13 protein-coding genes and 2 pseudogenes are annotated in these 16,867 nt (G+C 68.5%); 11 read left to right on the top strand and 4 right to left on the bottom strand.

Translation table 11 applies throughout. The features are described 5' to 3' along the window. The first annotated feature begins 38 nt into the window (after positions 1-38). Positions 39-941 carry an alpha/beta fold hydrolase gene (locus AOK01_RS05620; RefSeq protein WP_055509044.1) on the top strand — a complete coding sequence of 301 codons (903 nt, stop codon included), beginning with the start codon at positions 39-41 and terminating at the stop codon, positions 939-941. A 131-nt stretch (positions 942-1,072) separates the two neighbouring features. On the opposite strand, the pseudogene AOK01_RS43985 reads toward AOK01_RS05620, so the two are convergent. Continuing rightward, positions 1,073-1,210 (bottom strand): annotated as a pseudogene (locus AOK01_RS43985) (transposase); the annotation flags it as partial. A gap of 321 nt (positions 1,211-1,531) precedes the next feature. Here AOK01_RS43985 and AOK01_RS05615 point away from each other — a divergent pair. The 4 genes from AOK01_RS05615 (at position 1,532) to AOK01_RS05600 (ending at position 5,486) form a co-directional block, all read left to right on the top strand. Further along, a complete protein-coding gene (locus AOK01_RS05615) occupies positions 1,532-1,822 on the top strand; it encodes a lactococcin 972 family bacteriocin (protein WP_055509042.1) in 291 nt (96 codons plus the stop codon). Positions 1,823-1,974: 152 nt separating this feature from the next. Then, the gene (locus AOK01_RS05610) at positions 1,975-4,086 is read left to right on the top strand and encodes a bacteriocin-associated integral membrane family protein (RefSeq protein ID WP_055509040.1); all 2,112 of its coding nucleotides are present in this window, start codon (positions 1,975-1,977) and stop codon (positions 4,084-4,086) included. Positions 4,087-4,131: 45 nt separating this feature from the next. Then, positions 4,132-4,815 (top strand): ABC transporter ATP-binding protein, encoded by a 684-nt coding sequence (locus AOK01_RS05605; RefSeq protein WP_055509038.1) that lies wholly within the window; start codon positions 4,132-4,134, stop codon positions 4,813-4,815. 173 nt (positions 4,816-4,988) lie between these two features. Further along, complete coding sequence (locus AOK01_RS05600) at positions 4,989-5,486, top strand: peptidylprolyl isomerase (RefSeq protein ID WP_055509036.1); 498 nt, start codon at positions 4,989-4,991, stop codon at positions 5,484-5,486. Between the two features lie 174 nt (positions 5,487-5,660). Here AOK01_RS05600 and AOK01_RS46075 read toward each other — a convergent pair. Together AOK01_RS46075 and AOK01_RS05595 are read right to left on the bottom strand one after the other, a co-directional pair. Then, positions 5,661-5,753, bottom strand: a pseudogene (locus AOK01_RS46075) (3-alpha-hydroxysteroid dehydrogenase); the annotation flags it as partial. Between the two features lie 18 nt (positions 5,754-5,771). Further along, positions 5,772-6,656, bottom strand: coding sequence for an SDR family oxidoreductase (locus tag AOK01_RS05595; protein ID WP_055509033.1), 885 nt, complete (start codon positions 6,654-6,656; stop codon positions 5,772-5,774). 95 nt (positions 6,657-6,751) lie between these two features. Here AOK01_RS05595 and AOK01_RS05590 point away from each other — a divergent pair, with 95 nt between their 5' ends. Next, positions 6,752-7,357 (top strand): TetR/AcrR family transcriptional regulator, encoded by a 606-nt coding sequence (locus AOK01_RS05590; protein WP_213862057.1) that lies wholly within the window; start codon positions 6,752-6,754, stop codon positions 7,355-7,357. Here AOK01_RS05590 and AOK01_RS05585 read toward each other — a convergent pair. After that, complete coding sequence (locus tag AOK01_RS05585; protein WP_055509029.1) at positions 7,335-8,306, bottom strand: NAD(P)-dependent alcohol dehydrogenase; 972 nt, start codon at positions 8,304-8,306, stop codon at positions 7,335-7,337. The genes AOK01_RS05590 and AOK01_RS05585 overlap by 23 nt on opposite strands. 103 nt (positions 8,307-8,409) lie before the next feature. Here AOK01_RS05585 and AOK01_RS05580 point away from each other — a divergent pair, with 103 nt between their 5' ends. The 5 genes from AOK01_RS05580 to AOK01_RS05560 all read left to right on the top strand — a co-directional run bounded on the left by AOK01_RS05580 (position 8,410) and on the right by AOK01_RS05560 (position 16,834). Beyond that, a complete protein-coding gene (locus AOK01_RS05580) occupies positions 8,410-9,090 on the top strand; it encodes a TetR/AcrR family transcriptional regulator (RefSeq protein WP_079103187.1) in 681 nt (226 codons plus the stop codon). A gap of 479 nt (positions 9,091-9,569) precedes the next feature. Next, on the top strand, positions 9,570-12,863 hold the full coding sequence (locus tag AOK01_RS05575; RefSeq protein ID WP_055509025.1) for a glycoside hydrolase family 2: 3,294 nt from the start codon (positions 9,570-9,572) through the stop codon (positions 12,861-12,863). 332 nt (positions 12,864-13,195) lie between these two features. Continuing rightward, complete coding sequence (locus AOK01_RS05570; protein WP_425424719.1) at positions 13,196-14,521, top strand: MFS transporter; 1,326 nt, start codon at positions 13,196-13,198, stop codon at positions 14,519-14,521. Positions 14,522-14,575: 54 nt separating this feature from the next. Next, positions 14,576-15,535 (top strand): bile acid:sodium symporter family protein, encoded by a 960-nt coding sequence (locus tag AOK01_RS05565; protein WP_245702114.1) that lies wholly within the window; start codon positions 14,576-14,578, stop codon positions 15,533-15,535. A gap of 291 nt (positions 15,536-15,826) precedes the next feature. Beyond that, on the top strand, positions 15,827-16,834 hold the full coding sequence (locus AOK01_RS05560) for an Lrp/AsnC family transcriptional regulator (RefSeq protein WP_055509019.1): 1,008 nt from the start codon (positions 15,827-15,829) through the stop codon (positions 16,832-16,834). Positions 16,835-16,867 lie beyond the last annotated feature (33 nt).

The raw sequence follows: 16,867 nt of genomic DNA, 5'->3' as shown, positions 1-16,867 counted from the left end.
TTTATAGACAACCAGGTTGCCTACTTCGGGAGCTTCTCGTGACCACGACCAGGACCGCAACCGCGCCCTCCGGCGCGACCCTTCCGGGCGTCACGCACCACCTCGCGGACATCAACGGAACGCGACTGCACTACGTCTCCGCCGGCACCACCGGCTCCCCGATCCTGCTGGTGCACGGGTGGCCGGAGACGTGGTGGGCGTTCCGCAAGCTGATTCCGCTGCTCGCACAGACCCACCGGGTCTTCGCCCCCGACCTCCGCGGGTTCGGCGACTCCGGCAACGCCGACACCGAGTACGGCGAGGCGGTCACCGCCGAGGACCTGCACCATCTCGTCGAGCACATCGGTGCGGGCCCTGTTCACCTCCTCTGCCAGGACATCAGCGGCGGCACAGGCTTCCGCTTCGCGGCAACACATCCCGAGGACGTCATCAGCTTCACCGGAGTCGAGACGACACTGGCCGGTTTCGGCCTTGAGTCTCTTGCCGACGTGAACAACTTCGGGTCCTGGCACGTCGGGTTCCTCGGTGCTCCGGGCATCCCCGGAATGCTTCTTCCCGGCCATGAGCGCGAACTCCTGGCCGACTTCGCCTTCCCTCTGATGAACGGGACAGAGGGCTCCATCACCGAAAGTGATGTCGACGAGTTCGTCCGGACCTACGCGCGTCCGAACGCCTGGCGAGGCACGGAGGGTCTCTATCGAGGAGTGTTCTCGGACAACGGCGCGACCAGGGCTCTGGCCGAGTCGCACCCGCTCGCCGTACCGGTGCTCACCGTCGACGGTGCCGGCCATACCCATACCGAGAACACCTTCCGTCAGGTGACCGCCGGTGAGGTCACCGCGGTGCGTCTTGACGGAGTCGGCCACCTCATCGCCCAGGAAGCTCCTGAAGCACTCGCGGCCACGATGGTGGAGTTCACCGGGCGGGTCGACAGCAAATAGAAAGTCATCTCATTGGTGAGTCTGCGGTAGCAGATCAGGGTGCAAGCACGTTCGTAGAGGCGGAGCAGGCGTCGACATCCGGCGAGCGTGGACCTTTGATCCGCACTTGCCCCGGTCTACAGGATTCAGACCCACACCCGGGCTTTCGACCACTCCGTGAAACGCCGGTGAGCCGTCGCTCCGGTCGGCCCGAACGACGCGGTCGGCACCTGCTGCCACGTGCAACCCGAGGTCGCCACAGATATGAAAACGCATCGATCATCGCCGCGAACTGTCCGGGACATGGGCAAATACGCAGGTCGGACACCTAATCCTGTCCCGGACAGCGCAACCCCCTTCCCCACCGGTGCCACAGCCGCTGAACTCGGTCATGCAAACGCCGGGGAGCCCACCGCACCCCGGCACGGTGGGACACATAACGACCCGAGTGAACCGGGTCGTACGAAACGTCAGTGGCGCTTTGGCTGCATCAATTCACCAGTTTGGGCTCCTACTCAGGCTGGGGTGATGAGGGGCAATGCAAGTCGCCGCTCCCAGATGCACCCGTTAGTGAGTTCGCCAAAGGCTTCTGACAGAAGAGGGAGTTGAAAGTGCAGATCAAGCGCAGCATCAAGCTTTCGATCGCGGCCGGTGCCCTTGTCGCCGGGATGGCCACCCCAGCGTTGGCCACCACAATCGGTGTGGGTGGTGGCACCTGGGACTACGGCGTGAGCTCCAGCACCGTGCGCTCGAACTACTTCCACCAAACCAGGTGCCACGGTTCCTCGGTTGAAGGTCAGTACTACGACTCAAGCGGCAACGTGGCGGCAAACGACTGGGCCAGGGCCAGCGCCAACGCAGCGTCGTTCGGTAACCAGGCGTGGTGGCGGAACACCTGCTGAGCTGACGAGGAACATTCGCGGCTCCGTGTTTCTCAGAAAGTGTTTCCAGCTGTTGGGGAGCGGGTTTCTCCGCTCCCCAACAGCTCGTTGCCGGCACTTCACTCAGTCTCACGAGATGCGCTCTTCGAGCGCCCTGGATTTTGGGATGATTGATGCTGCACCAAGGTATTAAGTACGTCCATGCCGCCGTGCTGGCCTTTTCTGCGGTGTTGGCGTTTCTGTTCGTGCGAGGGCTGGATGAGGACTGGGTGCTGGGTCACTCTGCTCTGGTCTGGGTGTCAGAGTCCGACCACTCGTCGAGCGGCGAGCAGGTCGTGCGGGCGATCGAGTCGTTCGCAGCCAAGCACGGGGTGACTGTGGCCCGTGAGCTGCCCGATCTCAGGGATCCGCACCAGCATCGACATCTCTATCTCGCCGCAGGCAACCCGGGCTCTGACGCGGCGTCGTGGCTGGCGAAGGGGTATCCGGCGTTCGGCAGGGACTACCACACGGACGTCCACCCGATCGCCGAGTTCGGACAGCGGGATCCCCGGGGTTTCTACTATGTGTTCGGGTCACCCGGGGCCGGAGACGCGCTGCTGGCCATGTTTGCCGATCTCGGCCTGCGCGGGCAGGTGAACCATCCCCTGTCGGTCTCCGAGCTGACCCCGGTCTATTCAGACGGTGCCCTGTTCTGGTCCTTCCTGGTGGTCGCTCTCGCTGCGGTCACGCTGACCGGTGCCAGTGTGCTTCTCAGCGCGAAGACGTACGGGGCACTGCGGCTCCAGGGGAAGTCATTCGCTGAGCTCCTTCTCCGAGATCTTCGGCAACTGGGGAGGTTCTGGGCGATCGCGGCCGGTACGGTGACCGCGGCAGCGTTGCTCTTCCTCGGCTCCTATAACGGCCTGGCGTGGTTGGGTCTCTATGCTTCGGTGACCGCGGGCATCGCCGGGCTGCTCATTCTGGTGGTGTTGGCTGCCCATGCGGCCGCGCTCGCGCTGACTTGCAGGATTGAAGTGCTGCGTGCCCTCAAGGGAGAACTGCCCGCCCGGCTGGCGACTGTCTGCGCCTACATGGTGCGTGCCCCCGCACTGCTGCTTGCCCTCAGCATCGCCACAACCGTCGTCCTGGCAGCCCAGGACGTACTGGCGCGGCAGGACAGCCGGGATGCCTACGCCAAGGCGGGCGACGCCACAGCCATCCTGCTCAACGGCAGCCTGGGCCCCGAGACGGCGGAGATGGAAGTACAGGTGGGGCAGTGGCTGCGCAAGGCCGACGCACACGGGCAGATCATCGTCGCCGGACGCCGGGAGCTCCAGGACATCGCCCCGGGCTCGAACCTGCCTCAGGGCGAGATACTCATCGTCAACGAGACATTCCTCGCCGAGCAGCCAATCCTCGACCCCATGGGACGGCGCTATGGCCCGGCGCCACGGGATGAGAAGGCCCGAGGCGCCGGCCCGGTGCGGATCATCGTCCCCGAATCCCTCAACCGCTATGCGTCGACCGTCACTGCGGAGATTCCCGGGCTGCTGAGCCCGCACGATCCGGAACGCATCCGGCCGACCGATATGAAGACATCCCGGGCGAGGAGCGGACAGCGTGTCTTTGGCTACGACCCGGGGAGCCACACCCGCAGCACTGGCGCCAACCCGGACCAGGACCGGTCGATGGTTCGCAATCCGGTCCTGGTCGTCGTCCCGAATGGCTCGACATACCTCACGGACAACGCCTACACCGCGTTTGCCACCCAGGGGGGAGTGGTTTTCTCCGACCCTGACGACGTCTTGGACGGCGTCAAGGCTCACAAGCTGCAAACCTATGTGAAAGCCATGAGTCCGATCGGGCAAAACGCGGCCTTGGAACTGCGGAGGGTCGTCAACGAATTCCGGATGCAGCTGTTCAACCTCGGCATGGCCGTGGCCGTGCTCCTCATCACAGGTGTCGGCGTCTGCATCGTCTACTCGCGCAAGAACGCCCAGGCGGTCTTCGTCAAGCACATCAGCGGCTGGAGGTTCGCCGCCGCCCACCGCTCCGTGCTCGCCGGCGAGGCACTTCTCGCCATCCTCCTCGCTGTGTGGGTCCCGTTCGACGTGTGGCACGAGAACCAGGAGCTGGAGAGGTACACGGCCCGCGGCATCCCAGCTCCCAGCAGCCCTGTCCAGATCACCACGCTGGACATCAGCCTCACCTTCGGGCTGATCGCCGTTGAGGTCAGCGCGGTGCTCTTGGCCCTGGTGGTCTTCCACCGCCGCATCGTCAAGGAAAGGGCGACCGAAGCATGAGCCCCGCCCACACCCGGCCCCTTCGACTCCAACAGGAGCACCGTAGTGATCGATATTGACGGGCTGTCGAAGTCCTTCGGCGCTCGGACCCTGTGGTCCGATGTGACCTTCTCCATCAACCGCGGCGAGATGCTCGCCCTCGTCGGCCCCAGCGGATCGGGCAAGTCCACCCTCCTCAATTGCCTCGGTCTCCTTGACGCGCCGAGTGCCGGAGCGATCCGTCATGAGGGAAAGGACATCACCCGATTCGACCAGCGTGGAGCCAGGCGCTTCCGCCGCGACGTTCTCGGTTACCTCTTCCAGAACTACGCCCTGATCGACAACGCCACCGTCGCCGCCAATCTGGATGTCGCCGTCAGGCCACGCCGGTCGTTCCGGCGCGACTCAGGTCTCACCATCGCCCAAGCCCTCGACCGTGTCGGCCTCGCGGGGCGGGAGAAGGAGAGGGTTCACCAACTTAGTGGCGGAGAGCAGCAGCGTGTTGCCCTGGCCCGGCTCATGGTCAAGGAGCCGGCCCTCGTGCTGGCCGACGAGCCCACCGGTGCCCTGGACCACGCCAACACCACTATGGTGGTCGACATCCTGCGCAGGATGAGTGACGCCGGATGCGCCATCGTCATCGCGACCCACAACGATTACGTCCGCGACCGATGCGACGCCATCCGCGCCATGGAAGAAGACCCGAGCCGATCACGGAGTGGGCCGCTGCGTAATCCCCACCCGCAATAACCGAAAAGATGCCCTTGCCCACTTGGCGGCGGGCTGCTCCATCACTCTCCGCTACACGTCTGTCTGCCGTAGCCATACGAGAACCGGGCCGAGCCCACCGAGCACGGCACGTCCTGACGCTGCCGCGCAGGGCGGCTCCCGGGCATGATGCGGGGCCGTGACAAGATCTCCTCATGTCTACCAACGTCTTCTTCGACATCACCATCGACGGCGCCCCCGCGGGCCGGATCGTCTTCAAGCTGTACGACGACGTCGTCCCCAGGACGGCGCAGAACTTCCGTGAGCTGGCCACCGGCCAGCACGGCTTCGGGTACGAGGGCTCGGGCTTCCACCGTGTCATCCCGGAGTTCATGCTCCAGGGCGGCGACTTCACCCGTGGCGACGGCACCGGCGGCAAGAGCATCTACGGCGCGAAGTTCGACGACGAGAACTTCAAGCTCAAGCACGACAAGCCGTTCCTGCTGTCCATGGCGAACTCCGGCCCCAACAGCAACGGCTCGCAGTTCTTCATCACCACGGTGCTCACGTCGTGGCTGGACGGCAAGCACGTGGTCTTCGGCGAGGTCGTCGAGGGCCAGGACCTGGTGACGAAGATCGAGTCCCTGGGTTCGCGTTCCGGCACCACCCGCTCGAAGATCGTGATCGCTTCCTCGGGCGAGCTGAAGATCTAGCGCTTCCGCCCCGGGCGACAGGCCGGTTCCACGCGGGCCCCTCCAGCCGCGTATACGCCCGCTCGGCCGCCCGGGGCCTCTCCCAGCCCGACGCACCCCGCCCCCGGGGACACTCGCCCTTGCCGCATGGTTCGGCTCCGCGGCGGCCCGGTGGCGGGGTGCTGCCGATCTGTCCGCAAGGCCGCGCAGTGCCCACTTGCTGCTGCTGTAGGCGACGAGGTCCGGGGCTGCCGCGAGACCGGCGACGGAGTTGACGTCGACGATCGCGCCACCGCCGGCCCCCTTTCAGTGATCGGCGTGATCGGCGTGGCCGGCCGGGGCGGGGGCGGTGACGTCGTCGGCGTCGGTGGAGTGGGCGAGGCCTCGGCCGGCTTCGAGGGCTTCGAGGCGGCCACGCAGGGCGGCGGTGGCCAGCGCGTACGCGTCCGAGCCCAGCGTCAGGCGCAACGGCGCTTCGGTCCGGTCGGCGGAGGCGATGATGGCTGCCGCGATCTTCGCGGGGTCACCGGGTGCGGGCAGCGGGGGCAGTTCGCCGGAGAGAATGCCGCGCAGCTGTCCTGACGGGCCGTCGGCGTACTCGGGCAGGGGCGCGCCCAGGACCGAGCCGCCTGCGCCGAAGTTGGTGCGGGAGACGCCGGGCTCGACGAGGGTCACGCCGATGCCGAACGGCGCGAGTTCGGCGGCGGCCGACTCCCAGAATCCTTCGATGCCCCACTTGGTGGCGTGGTAGAGGCTCATCGCGGGGAAGGCGACCTGGCCGCCGATGCTCGCGATCTGGATGTACCGTCCGCCGCCCTGGCGGCGCAGGTGCCCGGTGGTGGCGCGGGCGAGTTGGATCGATGCCGTGAGGTTGGTCGCGATCTGCCGGTCGATCTGCTCGTCGGTGAGTTCTTCGGCGGCTCCGAACAGTCCGTAGCCGGCATTGGACACGACGACGTCGATCCGGCCGAGCTCGGCGAACGCGCGGTCCACGACCTCGCGCAGCTCGGTCGTGTCGGTGACGTCCAGGCGGGAACGCCACAGTCGGCTGCCGTAGCGGGCCGCCAGGTCGTCGAGGCTCTCCGGGCGTCGCGCGGTGGCGGCGACCCGGTCCCCTCGTGCGAGCAGCTGCTCGGTGAGGTGACGGCCGAAGCCGGAGGACGTGCCGGTGATGAACCAAGTGCGCGTCATGGTGTGCTCCTAAGGATGGGGTAACTAACTGGTTATATTCATACCCCACCCTCACCCCCAACGTAAACACCTGGATAGTTATGTACGATGAGCGCATGCCACCTGACGCCACCGAGACCAAACGACGCCTCATGAAGGCGGCCGTCGAGGAGTTCGCCGCGTACGGCCTGGCCGGCGCCCGGATCGACCGCATCGCCGAAACCGCCAGGGCCAACAAGCGGTCGATCTACGTGCACTTCGGGACCAAGGAAGAACTGTTCGACAAGGTCGTCGCCGACAGCATGTCGGAACTGGCGGAAGCGGTCGCCATCGACGCCACCGACCTGCCCGCCTACGCCGGCGAACTGTACGACCGGCTGGAGCGGCGGCCCCACGTACGACGGCTGTACCTGTGGGCAGGGCTCGAACGGCAACAGCCGATCGACGCCGAGGTCGACGAATACCGCCGGAACGTCACCGCGATCGGGGCCGCTCAGGAAGCAGGCCACATCCGCGCCGACATCCCGCCCGTGGAACTCATGGCCATGGTGATCGCGCTGGTGATCAGCTGGGACACCGCGTCCTGGTCGCTGAAGGCGCTGCAGTCGGAAACCGGGCACGCGTCCGCCACCGACCGCAAGGCCGCGGTGACCACCGCCGTCACCACACTCACCCAGCCGCCCGGGGCCCGGCCAGAACCTAGTCGACCCGGTCGACCCTGACGACGTACTTGCCGCGTACCCCGCCCGCTTCCAGCGCCCGGTGTGCCGCCGCTGTCTCCTCCAGTGCGAAGACCGTGTCCACCGCCGGGCGCAGCCTTCCCTCCGTCACCTGGCGGGCGAGGTCGTCGAAGAGCGCCCGCCCGGGGTTGCCGCTGAAGAAGCGCACCCGGCCGCGTCCGTACAGGGCGCTGGCCGCGATGTAGCCCAGCGAGGCGGCGGACCGTGTCAGGTCGAAAGCGATGGTGACCATGCGTCCGCCGGGTGCGAGCAGCCGTCTGAAGGCCCGCAGGTCGGAGCCCGCGGTGTCCAGGACCACGTCGAACCGGCCCAGTTCCGCCGGGGTGACGGTCCGGTGGTCGATGACGTGGCGGGCACCGAGCGTACGGACGAAATCGAGGTTGGCCGACCGGGCCAGCGCCGTGACCTCGGCGCCCCAGGCGTGGCCGAGCTGCACCGCGGCGTTGCCGACACCGCCCGCCGCGCCCCGTACGAGCAGGCGTTCGCCCGGGCGCAGTGCCGCCTTGTCGCGCAGTGCGGTGATGGCCGTGGTGGCCACCGGCAGCGCGGCGGCGGTCACCAGGTCGAGTCCGTCGGGGACCCGGCCGAGCCGTCCGGCCCGTACGGTCACGTACTCGGCGGCGCTGCCGAATCCGGTGCGGCCCACGATGCCCCACACCCGGTCGCCGACCGCGACGCCCGTTGCGCCGGTGCCGAGTGCGGCGACCTCGCCGGTGAAATCCACTCCGATGCGCTGTGGGAACTTCCGGCCGGTGAGCAGGCGGACGCGGCCGGAACGGGCCGCCAGTTCGCCTCCGTTGACGCTGAATGCACGCACGCGCACGAGGACCTCGCCCGGCGCCGGTTCGGGGCGTGGCACCCGGTCCGTGTACAGCACCTCGGGGCCGCCGTAGCGGTCGAACAGTACGGCTCTCATCGTGCGGTCGTCCATCGTTGCCACCTTCGTCACCAGCGATCATGCGGAGATCCGGGCGCTGAGCGTAGGCTGCGAAACGGACGAGATCGTCCGTTTGTACCGGAGGTGAGAGACAGTGGTGGGGAATTCCTCTCGGATCACGGAGCGGGACGGGCTGCGGGCGGACGCCCGGCGCAACCGGGAGCGCATCCTCGTCGCCGCCCGCGCGGTGTTCGCCGAGCACGGGATCGACGCGCCCATGGCGACCGTGGCCCGGCGTGCGGGGGTCGGCGTGGCGACGCTGTACCGGCACTTCCCGACCCGCGACGCCCTGGTGCGGGCCACGTTCGCGGAGCAGACGGAGATCTGCGGCCGGGCGCTGACGGACGCGCTGGCCGACCCGGACCCGTGGCGGGGCTTCCGGCGACTGCTGGAGACGGTCTGCGAACTGCAGCGGCAGGAACGGGGGTTCCCTGCCGCGTTCGTCGCGGTCTTCCCCGACAGCGCGGTGGACCATGCGCGGGTACGGGAGCGGGCGGAGCGGGACTTGATGACCCTCGTCCGCAGGGCGCAGGCGGCGGGCGCGCTGCGGGCCGACTTCCAGCCCTCCGATCTCGCCGTGGCCCTGTTGTCCCACTGCGGTCTGGTCAACGCGCTGCCCCACGACCGTGCGGCATCCCGGCGCCTGGTGGCGTACCTGCTCCAGTCGTTCCGGGCCGACGCGGCCCACGGGGCGCTGCCCGAGCCGAGCACGCTGTCACTGCGCGGTTTTCCCCTGCCGGCCGACGGCTCCCGGGAGCAGCGGCCTTCCGGGGCATGACAGGGAACGGCGTCTGCCGTGTGCCCTGCCCCTACCCTCGCGCAGGCCCGCTCGAAACCGTGCCGGCGGACAGTCGGTCCGAGTCGCGCCGGCTACGGCCCGAGTCGCGCAGTGGCCCGCGCCCACCCACGGTCGTAGCCCGCTCCAAAGGCCCGCCCGCCCCGAACTCGCGCCGCCGCGGACCGCCTTGACGAGCGCAACGCCCCTTCCCCATCTCCTTCGTGGTATACGACAAGTTCGCGAGGCCCCGGGCTCCCCTCGTCGTGACCCCGGACAACAGAGTGCTGCGCGAAGTCTGGACAGGCTCCTGTGAGCGTGCTGTCATACCGCTGGCAGAGGGTTTCCAACGTTGAAAAGGCCGCCTTACCGAACGCGCCTCAGCCTGTGTGCAGTTTCTTCTTACGGGCTTCCTCGCAGGAGCCCGTATGTCTGCCCCGGCAGTCGAACGCGGTCACGGCCTCTGTACGAGGAAAGGTTCGATGACACGACACGACTCCCGCCCCAGAGCCAGGAGCAGGGCCAGAATGCTGGCGCTGTTCGCCACGGCGGCCCTGGTGCTGCCCCCGAGCGGAATGCTGCCGGCCGCGGCGGCCGCAGAGTTGACCGGCGGTGCCTCGGCAGTCGCCGCCGAACAGACCGAACAGGGCGCCGTCGAGACGCACGGCCTCAAGGGCGAGTACTTCAGCATGTCGGCCCCCGGGGCCCGGGACTTCGCCGAACTCGGTGGTGCGACGCTCGACCCGCAGATCAATTTCTCCGGTCTGACCGACACGTTCAAGGAGTTCACCGGGAAGACGGAGCACACCACGGCCCGCTGGACGGGCCAGATCGAGGCGCCGGCCACGGGTGACTACACCTTCTACGCCATCGGCGACAACGGCTTCCGGCTCTACATCGACGACCAGCCGGTCATCGACCACTGGGAGGGCGACTGGGACCGGGAGCAGACCAGTCAGGCCGTCAAGCTGACCGCGGGTGAGAAGCACACGTTCCGCCTGGAGTTGTTCCAGGACACCGGCGGCGCCAACATGTACCTGCGCTGGTCGACGCCGACGCTGGCCAAGCAGATCGTGCCGATGTCCGCGTTCACCCCGCCGGCCGACTTCGAGGTCTTCCCGGTGGAGCTCACCGTCGCGCAGGACGGGCGCCGGCTGCGCGCACGGTTCGACGGCAAGGTGGGCAGCCTCCAGGCGGTCAAGGACCATCTGAAGGCCGAGGCCGACACGACCGCGATGCCGATCAAGTCGGTCACCTCCGTACCCGGGGACTCCTCCTCCCTCAACGTCAACCTCTCGGAGCCGATCCAGAAGAACCAGCTGGTCCGGGTCTCCTACGACGGTGAGGGCGGTTTGACGGCCGGCGGCAAGGCCGTGCCGAAGGTCATCCGCTACGCGGAGAACGGCTCCACCCACCGCCTCACCACCAAGTGGGGCGACGAGGTCGACAAGAAGCACCCGCTGCCCGAGTACCCGCGTCCGCAGCAGAAGCGGTCCAAGTGGGAGAACCTCAACGGGCCCTGGCAGTTCAGCGCCGCCAAGGCGGGTGAGCAGCCGGTCTTCGGCAAGAACCTCGACGAGAAGATCATCGTGCCGTTCCCGGTCGAGTCTCAGCTGTCCGGGCTCGAACGGCACGAGGACCACATGTTCTACCGCCGGGTCGTCGACGTGCCCCGGAGCTGGAAGGTGGGCAAGGACAACCGCTCGAACCGGCTCAAGCTCAACTTCGGCGCCGTCGACTACCAGGCCCGCGTCTTCGTCAACGGCACGAAGGTCGCCGAACACACCGGCGGTTACAACGCCTTCAGCGTCGACGTCACCGACGCGCTGAAGGGAACCGGCAAGCAGGAGATCGTGGTCGCCGTCACCGACACCGGTGGCGCGGACCAGCCCATGGGCAAGCAGTCCACGAACCCGGGCGGCATCTTCTACACGCAGACCTCGGGTATCTGGCAGACGGTGTGGATGGAGCCCGTGGCTCCCGTCTCGGTCGAGAACATCGTCACCACGCCCGACATCGACACCCGTACCCTCGCGGTGACGGTCGACTCGGAGGACGCTTCCGCCTCCGCCCGCGTCGAGGCCGTCGCACGTGACGCCCACGGCAAGGTCGTCGGCAGGGTCAGCGGCGCGGCCGACAAGAAGCTCACCCTGCCCGTGGCGAAGCAGCATCTGTGGAGCCCCGACGACCCGTACCTGTACGACCTCGACGTCACCCTGACCGACGGCAGGTCGAGCGACAAGGTCCGCGGCTACTTCGGCATGCGGAAGATCGGTGTCGAGAAGGTGGGCGGCTTCAACAAGCTGGTCCTCAACGGCAAGCCGATCTTCTCCCTCGCCACCCTCGACCAGGGCTTCTGGCCCGACGGTCTCTACACCGCGCCCAGCGACGACGCCCTCGCCTTCGACCTGCAGGCGCACAAGAAGCTGGGCTTCAACGCGGTGCGCAAGCACATCAAGGTGGAGCCGGCGCGGTGGTTCTACCACGCCGACAAGCTCGGCCTGCTCGTCTGGCAGGACTTCGTCTCCGGGAACCTCACCAACGAGACAGGTCAGAAGGCGTTCGTCGACCAGGGCAAGGAGATGATGCGCCAGCACCACAACTCCCCCGCCGTGATCGGCTGGATCGTCTTCAACGAGGGCTGGGGCGAGTGGAACCGCGAGGAGACAGGACGCCTCACCGAAGCCGTCCAGGCCGCCGACCCGTCCCGGGTCGTCAATGCCCACAGCGGCGTCAACTGCTGTAACTCCAAGGGAGATTCGGGCAAGGGCAACATCCTCGACCACCACGACTACAACAACGACGACCCACCCTTCCCCGACGGCAAGCGGGCCGCCATGGACGGCGAGCACGGCGGCTTCACCCTCCGCTCCCCGGGCCACATGTGGCCGGGCGCCCCGACCGTGATCTACAGCGGTGTCACCACCAAGGCGGAGCTGACCCGCAAGTACGTCGAGAACACCGAGAAGTTCTACGTCGAGCAGGCGGGCGCCGAACTGTCCGGCTCGGTGTACACACAGATCACCGACCTGGAGAACGAGCTCAACGGCCTGTACACGTACGACCGCCGGGACATCAAGATGGACCCCGCCGAGGTACGGAAGGTCAACCTCAAGGTGATCGCCGCCGGCGCCGCGGCGGGCAAGAAGCCGTTGAAGGGCGGGCACTGGACCCTCGACGAGGGCACCGGCACCACCGCCGGGGACACCGGCCCCAGCAGCAAACCTCTCACCCTGCGTGAGGGCGCTTCCTGGACCGACGGTGTCAACGGCAGCGCCCTGCAGTTCGACGGCCAGAAGCAGTACGCGGAGACCTCGGGCCCTGTGCTCGACACCAGTGGCAGCTACTCGGTGTCCTCCTGGGTCCGGCTCGACGCGATCCCCGGCAACTACGCCACGGCCGTCAGCCAGGACTCGCGGGCCACGGTCAACTCGTTCTACCTCCAGTACGGGCACGGCGTGTTCGCCTTCAGTACCCCCGATGAGCGCCGCGCCCAGGTGCCCGTCGCCGCGGAGACGGGCCGCTGGTACCACCTGGTCGGGGTACGGGACGCCGCCACCAACGAGATCCGGTTGTACCTCGACGGAAAGCTCGCTGCGACGACGACCGGCGGTGCCGCCTACGGGAGCACCGGCCCGCTGACCGTCGGCCGTGCCCACTGGAACGGCTCGAACGTCGACTTCTGGAACGGTGCCGTCGACGAGATCCACGCTGTCGACCGGGCACTCAGCGCCGCGGAGGTGAGCACTCTCTACAGCGAGGAGAAGCCTGCATAGCCCTCATGGGCAGCGCACGACAGGGGTCCCGGTGGCGGGCGGATCACGCCCGCCACCGGGGCCCTTGCCGTGTGCTGGACAGGACGGCCCCGAATTGCCTTTCGCGTCGAGCCTCCGGGCGTTAGTGTCCGGAAGCAGCGAGTCGAACCACGAGGAGATGCAGACATGCCCGGTCGCCCGAGCGCGCGTTGACGTCGTAGGCCGATCGGCCTGTCATCGCGTGCTGCCCTCGATGTTCTTGATGTCGCGGCACAGCGAGCCTTCCCCTGCCCGAACCGTCGGCGCACCCGTCGTGTGCCCGGTGGCGGGCCTCGTTGTCGGCAACCCGAGGGATCCCTGTGCCGTCCGCTTCCTCCGATGTATCCGATGTATCCGATTCCGGTGGCCCCGTTCCGTCGAGCCTGTGGCGGGACCGCGACTTCCGCAGACTCTGGCTGGGGCAGACCGCCTCCCAACTCGGCGAGCACACAGGTCTGGTGGTCATTCCGCTCTTCGCCGTCCTGGCGCTCGACGCCAGTGCCAGCCAGCTGGGCGCCCTGCGCGCCGTGGGCCAGGCGCCGATCCTGCTGCTCTCGCTCTTCGTCGGCGCCTGGGTGGACAGGTGGCGCACGCGCACGGTGATGGTGCTGACGGACGCCGGCCGGACCTTTGCCCTGGGTGCCGCCGCCGTGGCCGGCCTCTTCGGCCTGCTCGGCCTGCCCGCGCTCTTCGTGATCGCCTTCACTGTCGGGACTCTCTCCGTGTTCTTCGACGTGGCGTACCAGACGTCTCTCGTACGGCTGGCGCACCGCGATCAACTGGTACGGGGCAACAGCGCGCTTGAGGGCAGCCGGTCCGCGGCGCAGATCGGCGGTCCCGCCCTCGGCGGCGCGCTGGTGTCCCTGCTGTCGGCACCGATCGCTGTCGCCTCCAGTGCGCTGTTCTTCGCGCTGTCGTTCCTGTCGATCCGACGCATCCGCCGGACCGAATCGACCCCGGAGCGCCCGGAACACCCCGAACACCAAGAACGCCCGGAACGTCCCTCCCGGGTCTGGCGGCGGATCCACGAGGGCCTCCGGTTCGTCGTCGGCGACCCCGCGCTGCGGGCCGTGTGCCTGGCCTCGGCCGCCTTCCAGTTCTTCTTCGCGGCCGTGATGACCGTCTATCTGCTCTTCCTGCCGCGGGAACTGCACCTGTCGGGGACCACCGTCGGGCTGGCACTCGCGGCGACAGGGCCGGGCGCGCTCCTGGGTTCCGTGCTGGCCGCCCGCCTGCCGCACCGGTTCGGGTACGGCCCGGTGCTCGTGACCGCGGCGGCACTGGGCGACGGCGTGTTCCTGTGCGTACCGGCGCTGCACGGCTCCTCCGCCGTGACCGTCGCGGCGCTCCTCGCGGTCGGCTTCGTGTTCGGGGCCGGCGGCCAGTTGGTGAATGTGGCGGTCATGGCCGTCCGGCAGACGGTCACTCCGGACGGCTTGCAGGGCCGCGTGGCCGCGACGATCACATTTGTCGGCATGGGACTGTCCCCGCTCGGTTCCCTGCTCGGCGGATTCCTCGCCGAGGAGTGGGGGGTGCGCACCGGTCTCCTGGTGACGGCCGCGGGCATGATGCTGTCCCCGGTGGTGATGGCGCTGTCCCCGCTCGCGCGCCTCGGCCGCACGCTTCCGGCGGCGCGGTGATCACATCGCGAGACAGCCTTGCGTCAGGGTCCTGACCAGGCGTTGTCTCGCACAGTGAGTACCGAACGACCCGAACACCAGGGCAACGACACCGCAGGCGACCGCTCCGCGCGCCGCGCCGTCGCCATCTTCCCCGTCCTCGTCCTCCTCGCAGGCGCCATAGGCCTGCTGTTCCCGGGCAGCTTCACCGGCTGGGGCGAGTCGGTCCCGTATCTGCTGGGGGTCGTGATGTTCTGCATGGGCATCACGATGACCCCGCAGGACTTCCGAGGTGTCGCCAGACGGCCCTGGGCGGTGGCCCTCGGGCTGGTCGCGCACTACGTCATCATGCCGGGCCTCGGCTGGGCCATCGCCCACCTGCTGCAGCTCCCGCCGCAGCTCGCCGCGGGCGTCATCCTCGTCGGCTGCGCACCCAGCGGCACCGCCTCCAACGTGGTGACGTACCTGGCGCGCGGTGACGTCGCGCTGTCCGTCTCCGTGGCCACCGTCTCCACGCTCGTCGCCCCGCTGGTCACCCCGCCGCTGACGCTGCTGCTGGCGGGCGAGTACCTGCCCGTCGACACCGGTTCCATGGTCACCGACATTCTCAAGACGGTGCTGCTGCCGGTCCTCGCGGGTCTCGCCGTACGGCTCCTGGCGGGCCGCTACGTGCAGCGGGCCCTGCCGCTGCTGCCCTGGCTGTCCGCCGTGACCATCGGCGTGATCGTGACCGTGGTCGTGGCGGGCAGCGCCGACGCCATCAAGTCGGCCGCGCTGCTGGTCTTCGTCGCCGTCGTGCTCCACAACGGCCTCGGTCTGGTATTGGGCTACGGCGCGGGGCGGCTCACCGGGCTTGGCGAGCCGGCGAGCCGTGCCATGGCCTTCGAGGTCGGCATGCAGAACTCGGGCCTCGCGGCCTCGCTGGCCACCGCCCACTTCAGCCCGCTGGCCGCGCTGCCCGCCGCGGTCTTCTCCGTCTGGCACAACGTCTCCGGCGCCCTCGCCGCCGCCTGGCTTTCGCGCCGGGGGCGCTGACGACCGTGCGGCCGGGCCCGGCGACCCGCCGGCCGCCCGCCGTCGCGCGGACGACGGCAGGCGGCGGCGTCCGCGCTGGCCCGTGCTGTGGTGCCGACCCGGCAGGTGTGAACTTTTTCGGACAGGCACGTGGCGTAATCCGTCACCTTTCCAGCCATGCGCGGCGGCGGGCCCCAACTGCGTTCTTTACCCCTCCGTAACGCCACGGGTGCTGGATGACACAGCCTTGACCAGCGGTGATGCAGGATTCCTTCATTGACGAGGACCCCGGTGCTCATTAGCGTCGGCGTCATGAACCAGCCGGCTCCCGTGGAGAGCATCGACGAACTGGACCGGCGCATCATCGCCGCGCTCCAGCTCAACGGTCGTGCCCCGTGGAGCGCCGTGGCGCGGTGGGTGGGCGCCAGCGAGACGACCGCCCAGCGGCGCTACCGTGCCCTGCGCGAGCGGGGCCTGCTGCGGGTCGTCGGCACCCTGGAGCTGGACCGGACGCGGGAGGGATCCTCCATGCTCGTCCGGGTACAGGCCAGACCCGGTCGTGGTCTGGAGGCCGCGGACCGGCTCACCGCCAGTCCGGACGTGCGTTTCGTGGCCGTCGTCACCGGCTCCGCCGATCTCGTCGTCGACTTCGTCGCCCGGGACAACGAGGAGATGATGCGGATGCTCTTCACCGACCTGCCCGCGGCCGACCTCATCACCAGCACCGAGGCCGTACCGGTCATCCGCGCGTTCACCTCCGCGTCGATGTGGGACACCGGGCTGCTGCCCGCCGAGGCGGCTGCCGACCTGCGGCCCGACTCCCTGGCGTCCTCCTGCGACCGCGCCGACTGGGACGTGACGCCACAAGCGCTCACCGCCCTGGAGCAGGCGGTCGTCGCGGCGCTCAAGCAGGACGGCCGCACCCAGGTCAGCGCCCTGGCCCGGAGTCTGGGGCACACCGAGTCCAGCGTCGCGCGGGCCATGGACCGGCTCATCTCCCGCGGTGTCCTGCAGTTCCGCACGCTCGTCGAACCGGCACTGCTCGGGTACGACGCCGAGTTCATGGTCTGGCTGTCGATCGAGCCCGACCGGCTCGACGCCGCGGGACGGCAGCTCGCCCGGCATCCGGGAACGAAGTTCCTCAGCGCGGCGACCGGGCGCTTCAACCTCGTCGGGCACATGGTGCTGCCCCGCCGTGCCGACCTCTTCCACTACACCAGCGACGTCATCGGAGCGCTGCCGGGACTGCTCGCCTCCGACGTGACGCTGCACCTCGTCACCATGAAGTACTCCTGGCACCGGATGGTCCGCCCCACCTGAACGGGTGTCCGTCCGGTCGCGCTTCCCCATACC

This window comes from Streptomyces aurantiacus (genome assembly GCF_001418335.1).
Lineage (GTDB): Bacteria > Actinomycetota > Actinomycetes > Streptomycetales > Streptomycetaceae > Streptomyces > Streptomyces aurantiacus.
This window is presented reverse-complemented; position numbering and strand designations above follow the sequence as displayed.

Bases quoted from the DNA above. Each gene is read 5' to 3' on its own strand.
- AOK01_RS05590 (WP_213862057.1), top strand. From the start codon at position 6,752: ATGCCACCTGACGCCACCGAGACCAAACGACGCCTCATGAAGGCGGCC.
- AOK01_RS05585 (WP_055509029.1), bottom strand. From the start codon at position 8,306: ATGGACGACCGCACGATGAGAGCCGTACTGTTCGACCGCTACGGCGGC.
- AOK01_RS05610 (WP_055509040.1), top strand. From the start codon at position 1,975: ATGCTGCACCAAGGTATTAAGTACGTCCATGCCGCCGTGCTGGCCTTT.
- AOK01_RS05575 (WP_055509025.1), top strand. From the start codon at position 9,570: ATGACACGACACGACTCCCGCCCCAGAGCCAGGAGCAGGGCCAGAATG.
- AOK01_RS05595 (WP_055509033.1), bottom strand. From the start codon at position 6,656: ATGACGCGCACTTGGTTCATCACCGGCACGTCCTCCGGCTTCGGCCGT.
- AOK01_RS05560 (WP_055509019.1), top strand. From the start codon at position 15,827: ATGAACCAGCCGGCTCCCGTGGAGAGCATCGACGAACTGGACCGGCGC.
- AOK01_RS05600 (WP_055509036.1), top strand. From the start codon at position 4,989: ATGTCTACCAACGTCTTCTTCGACATCACCATCGACGGCGCCCCCGCG.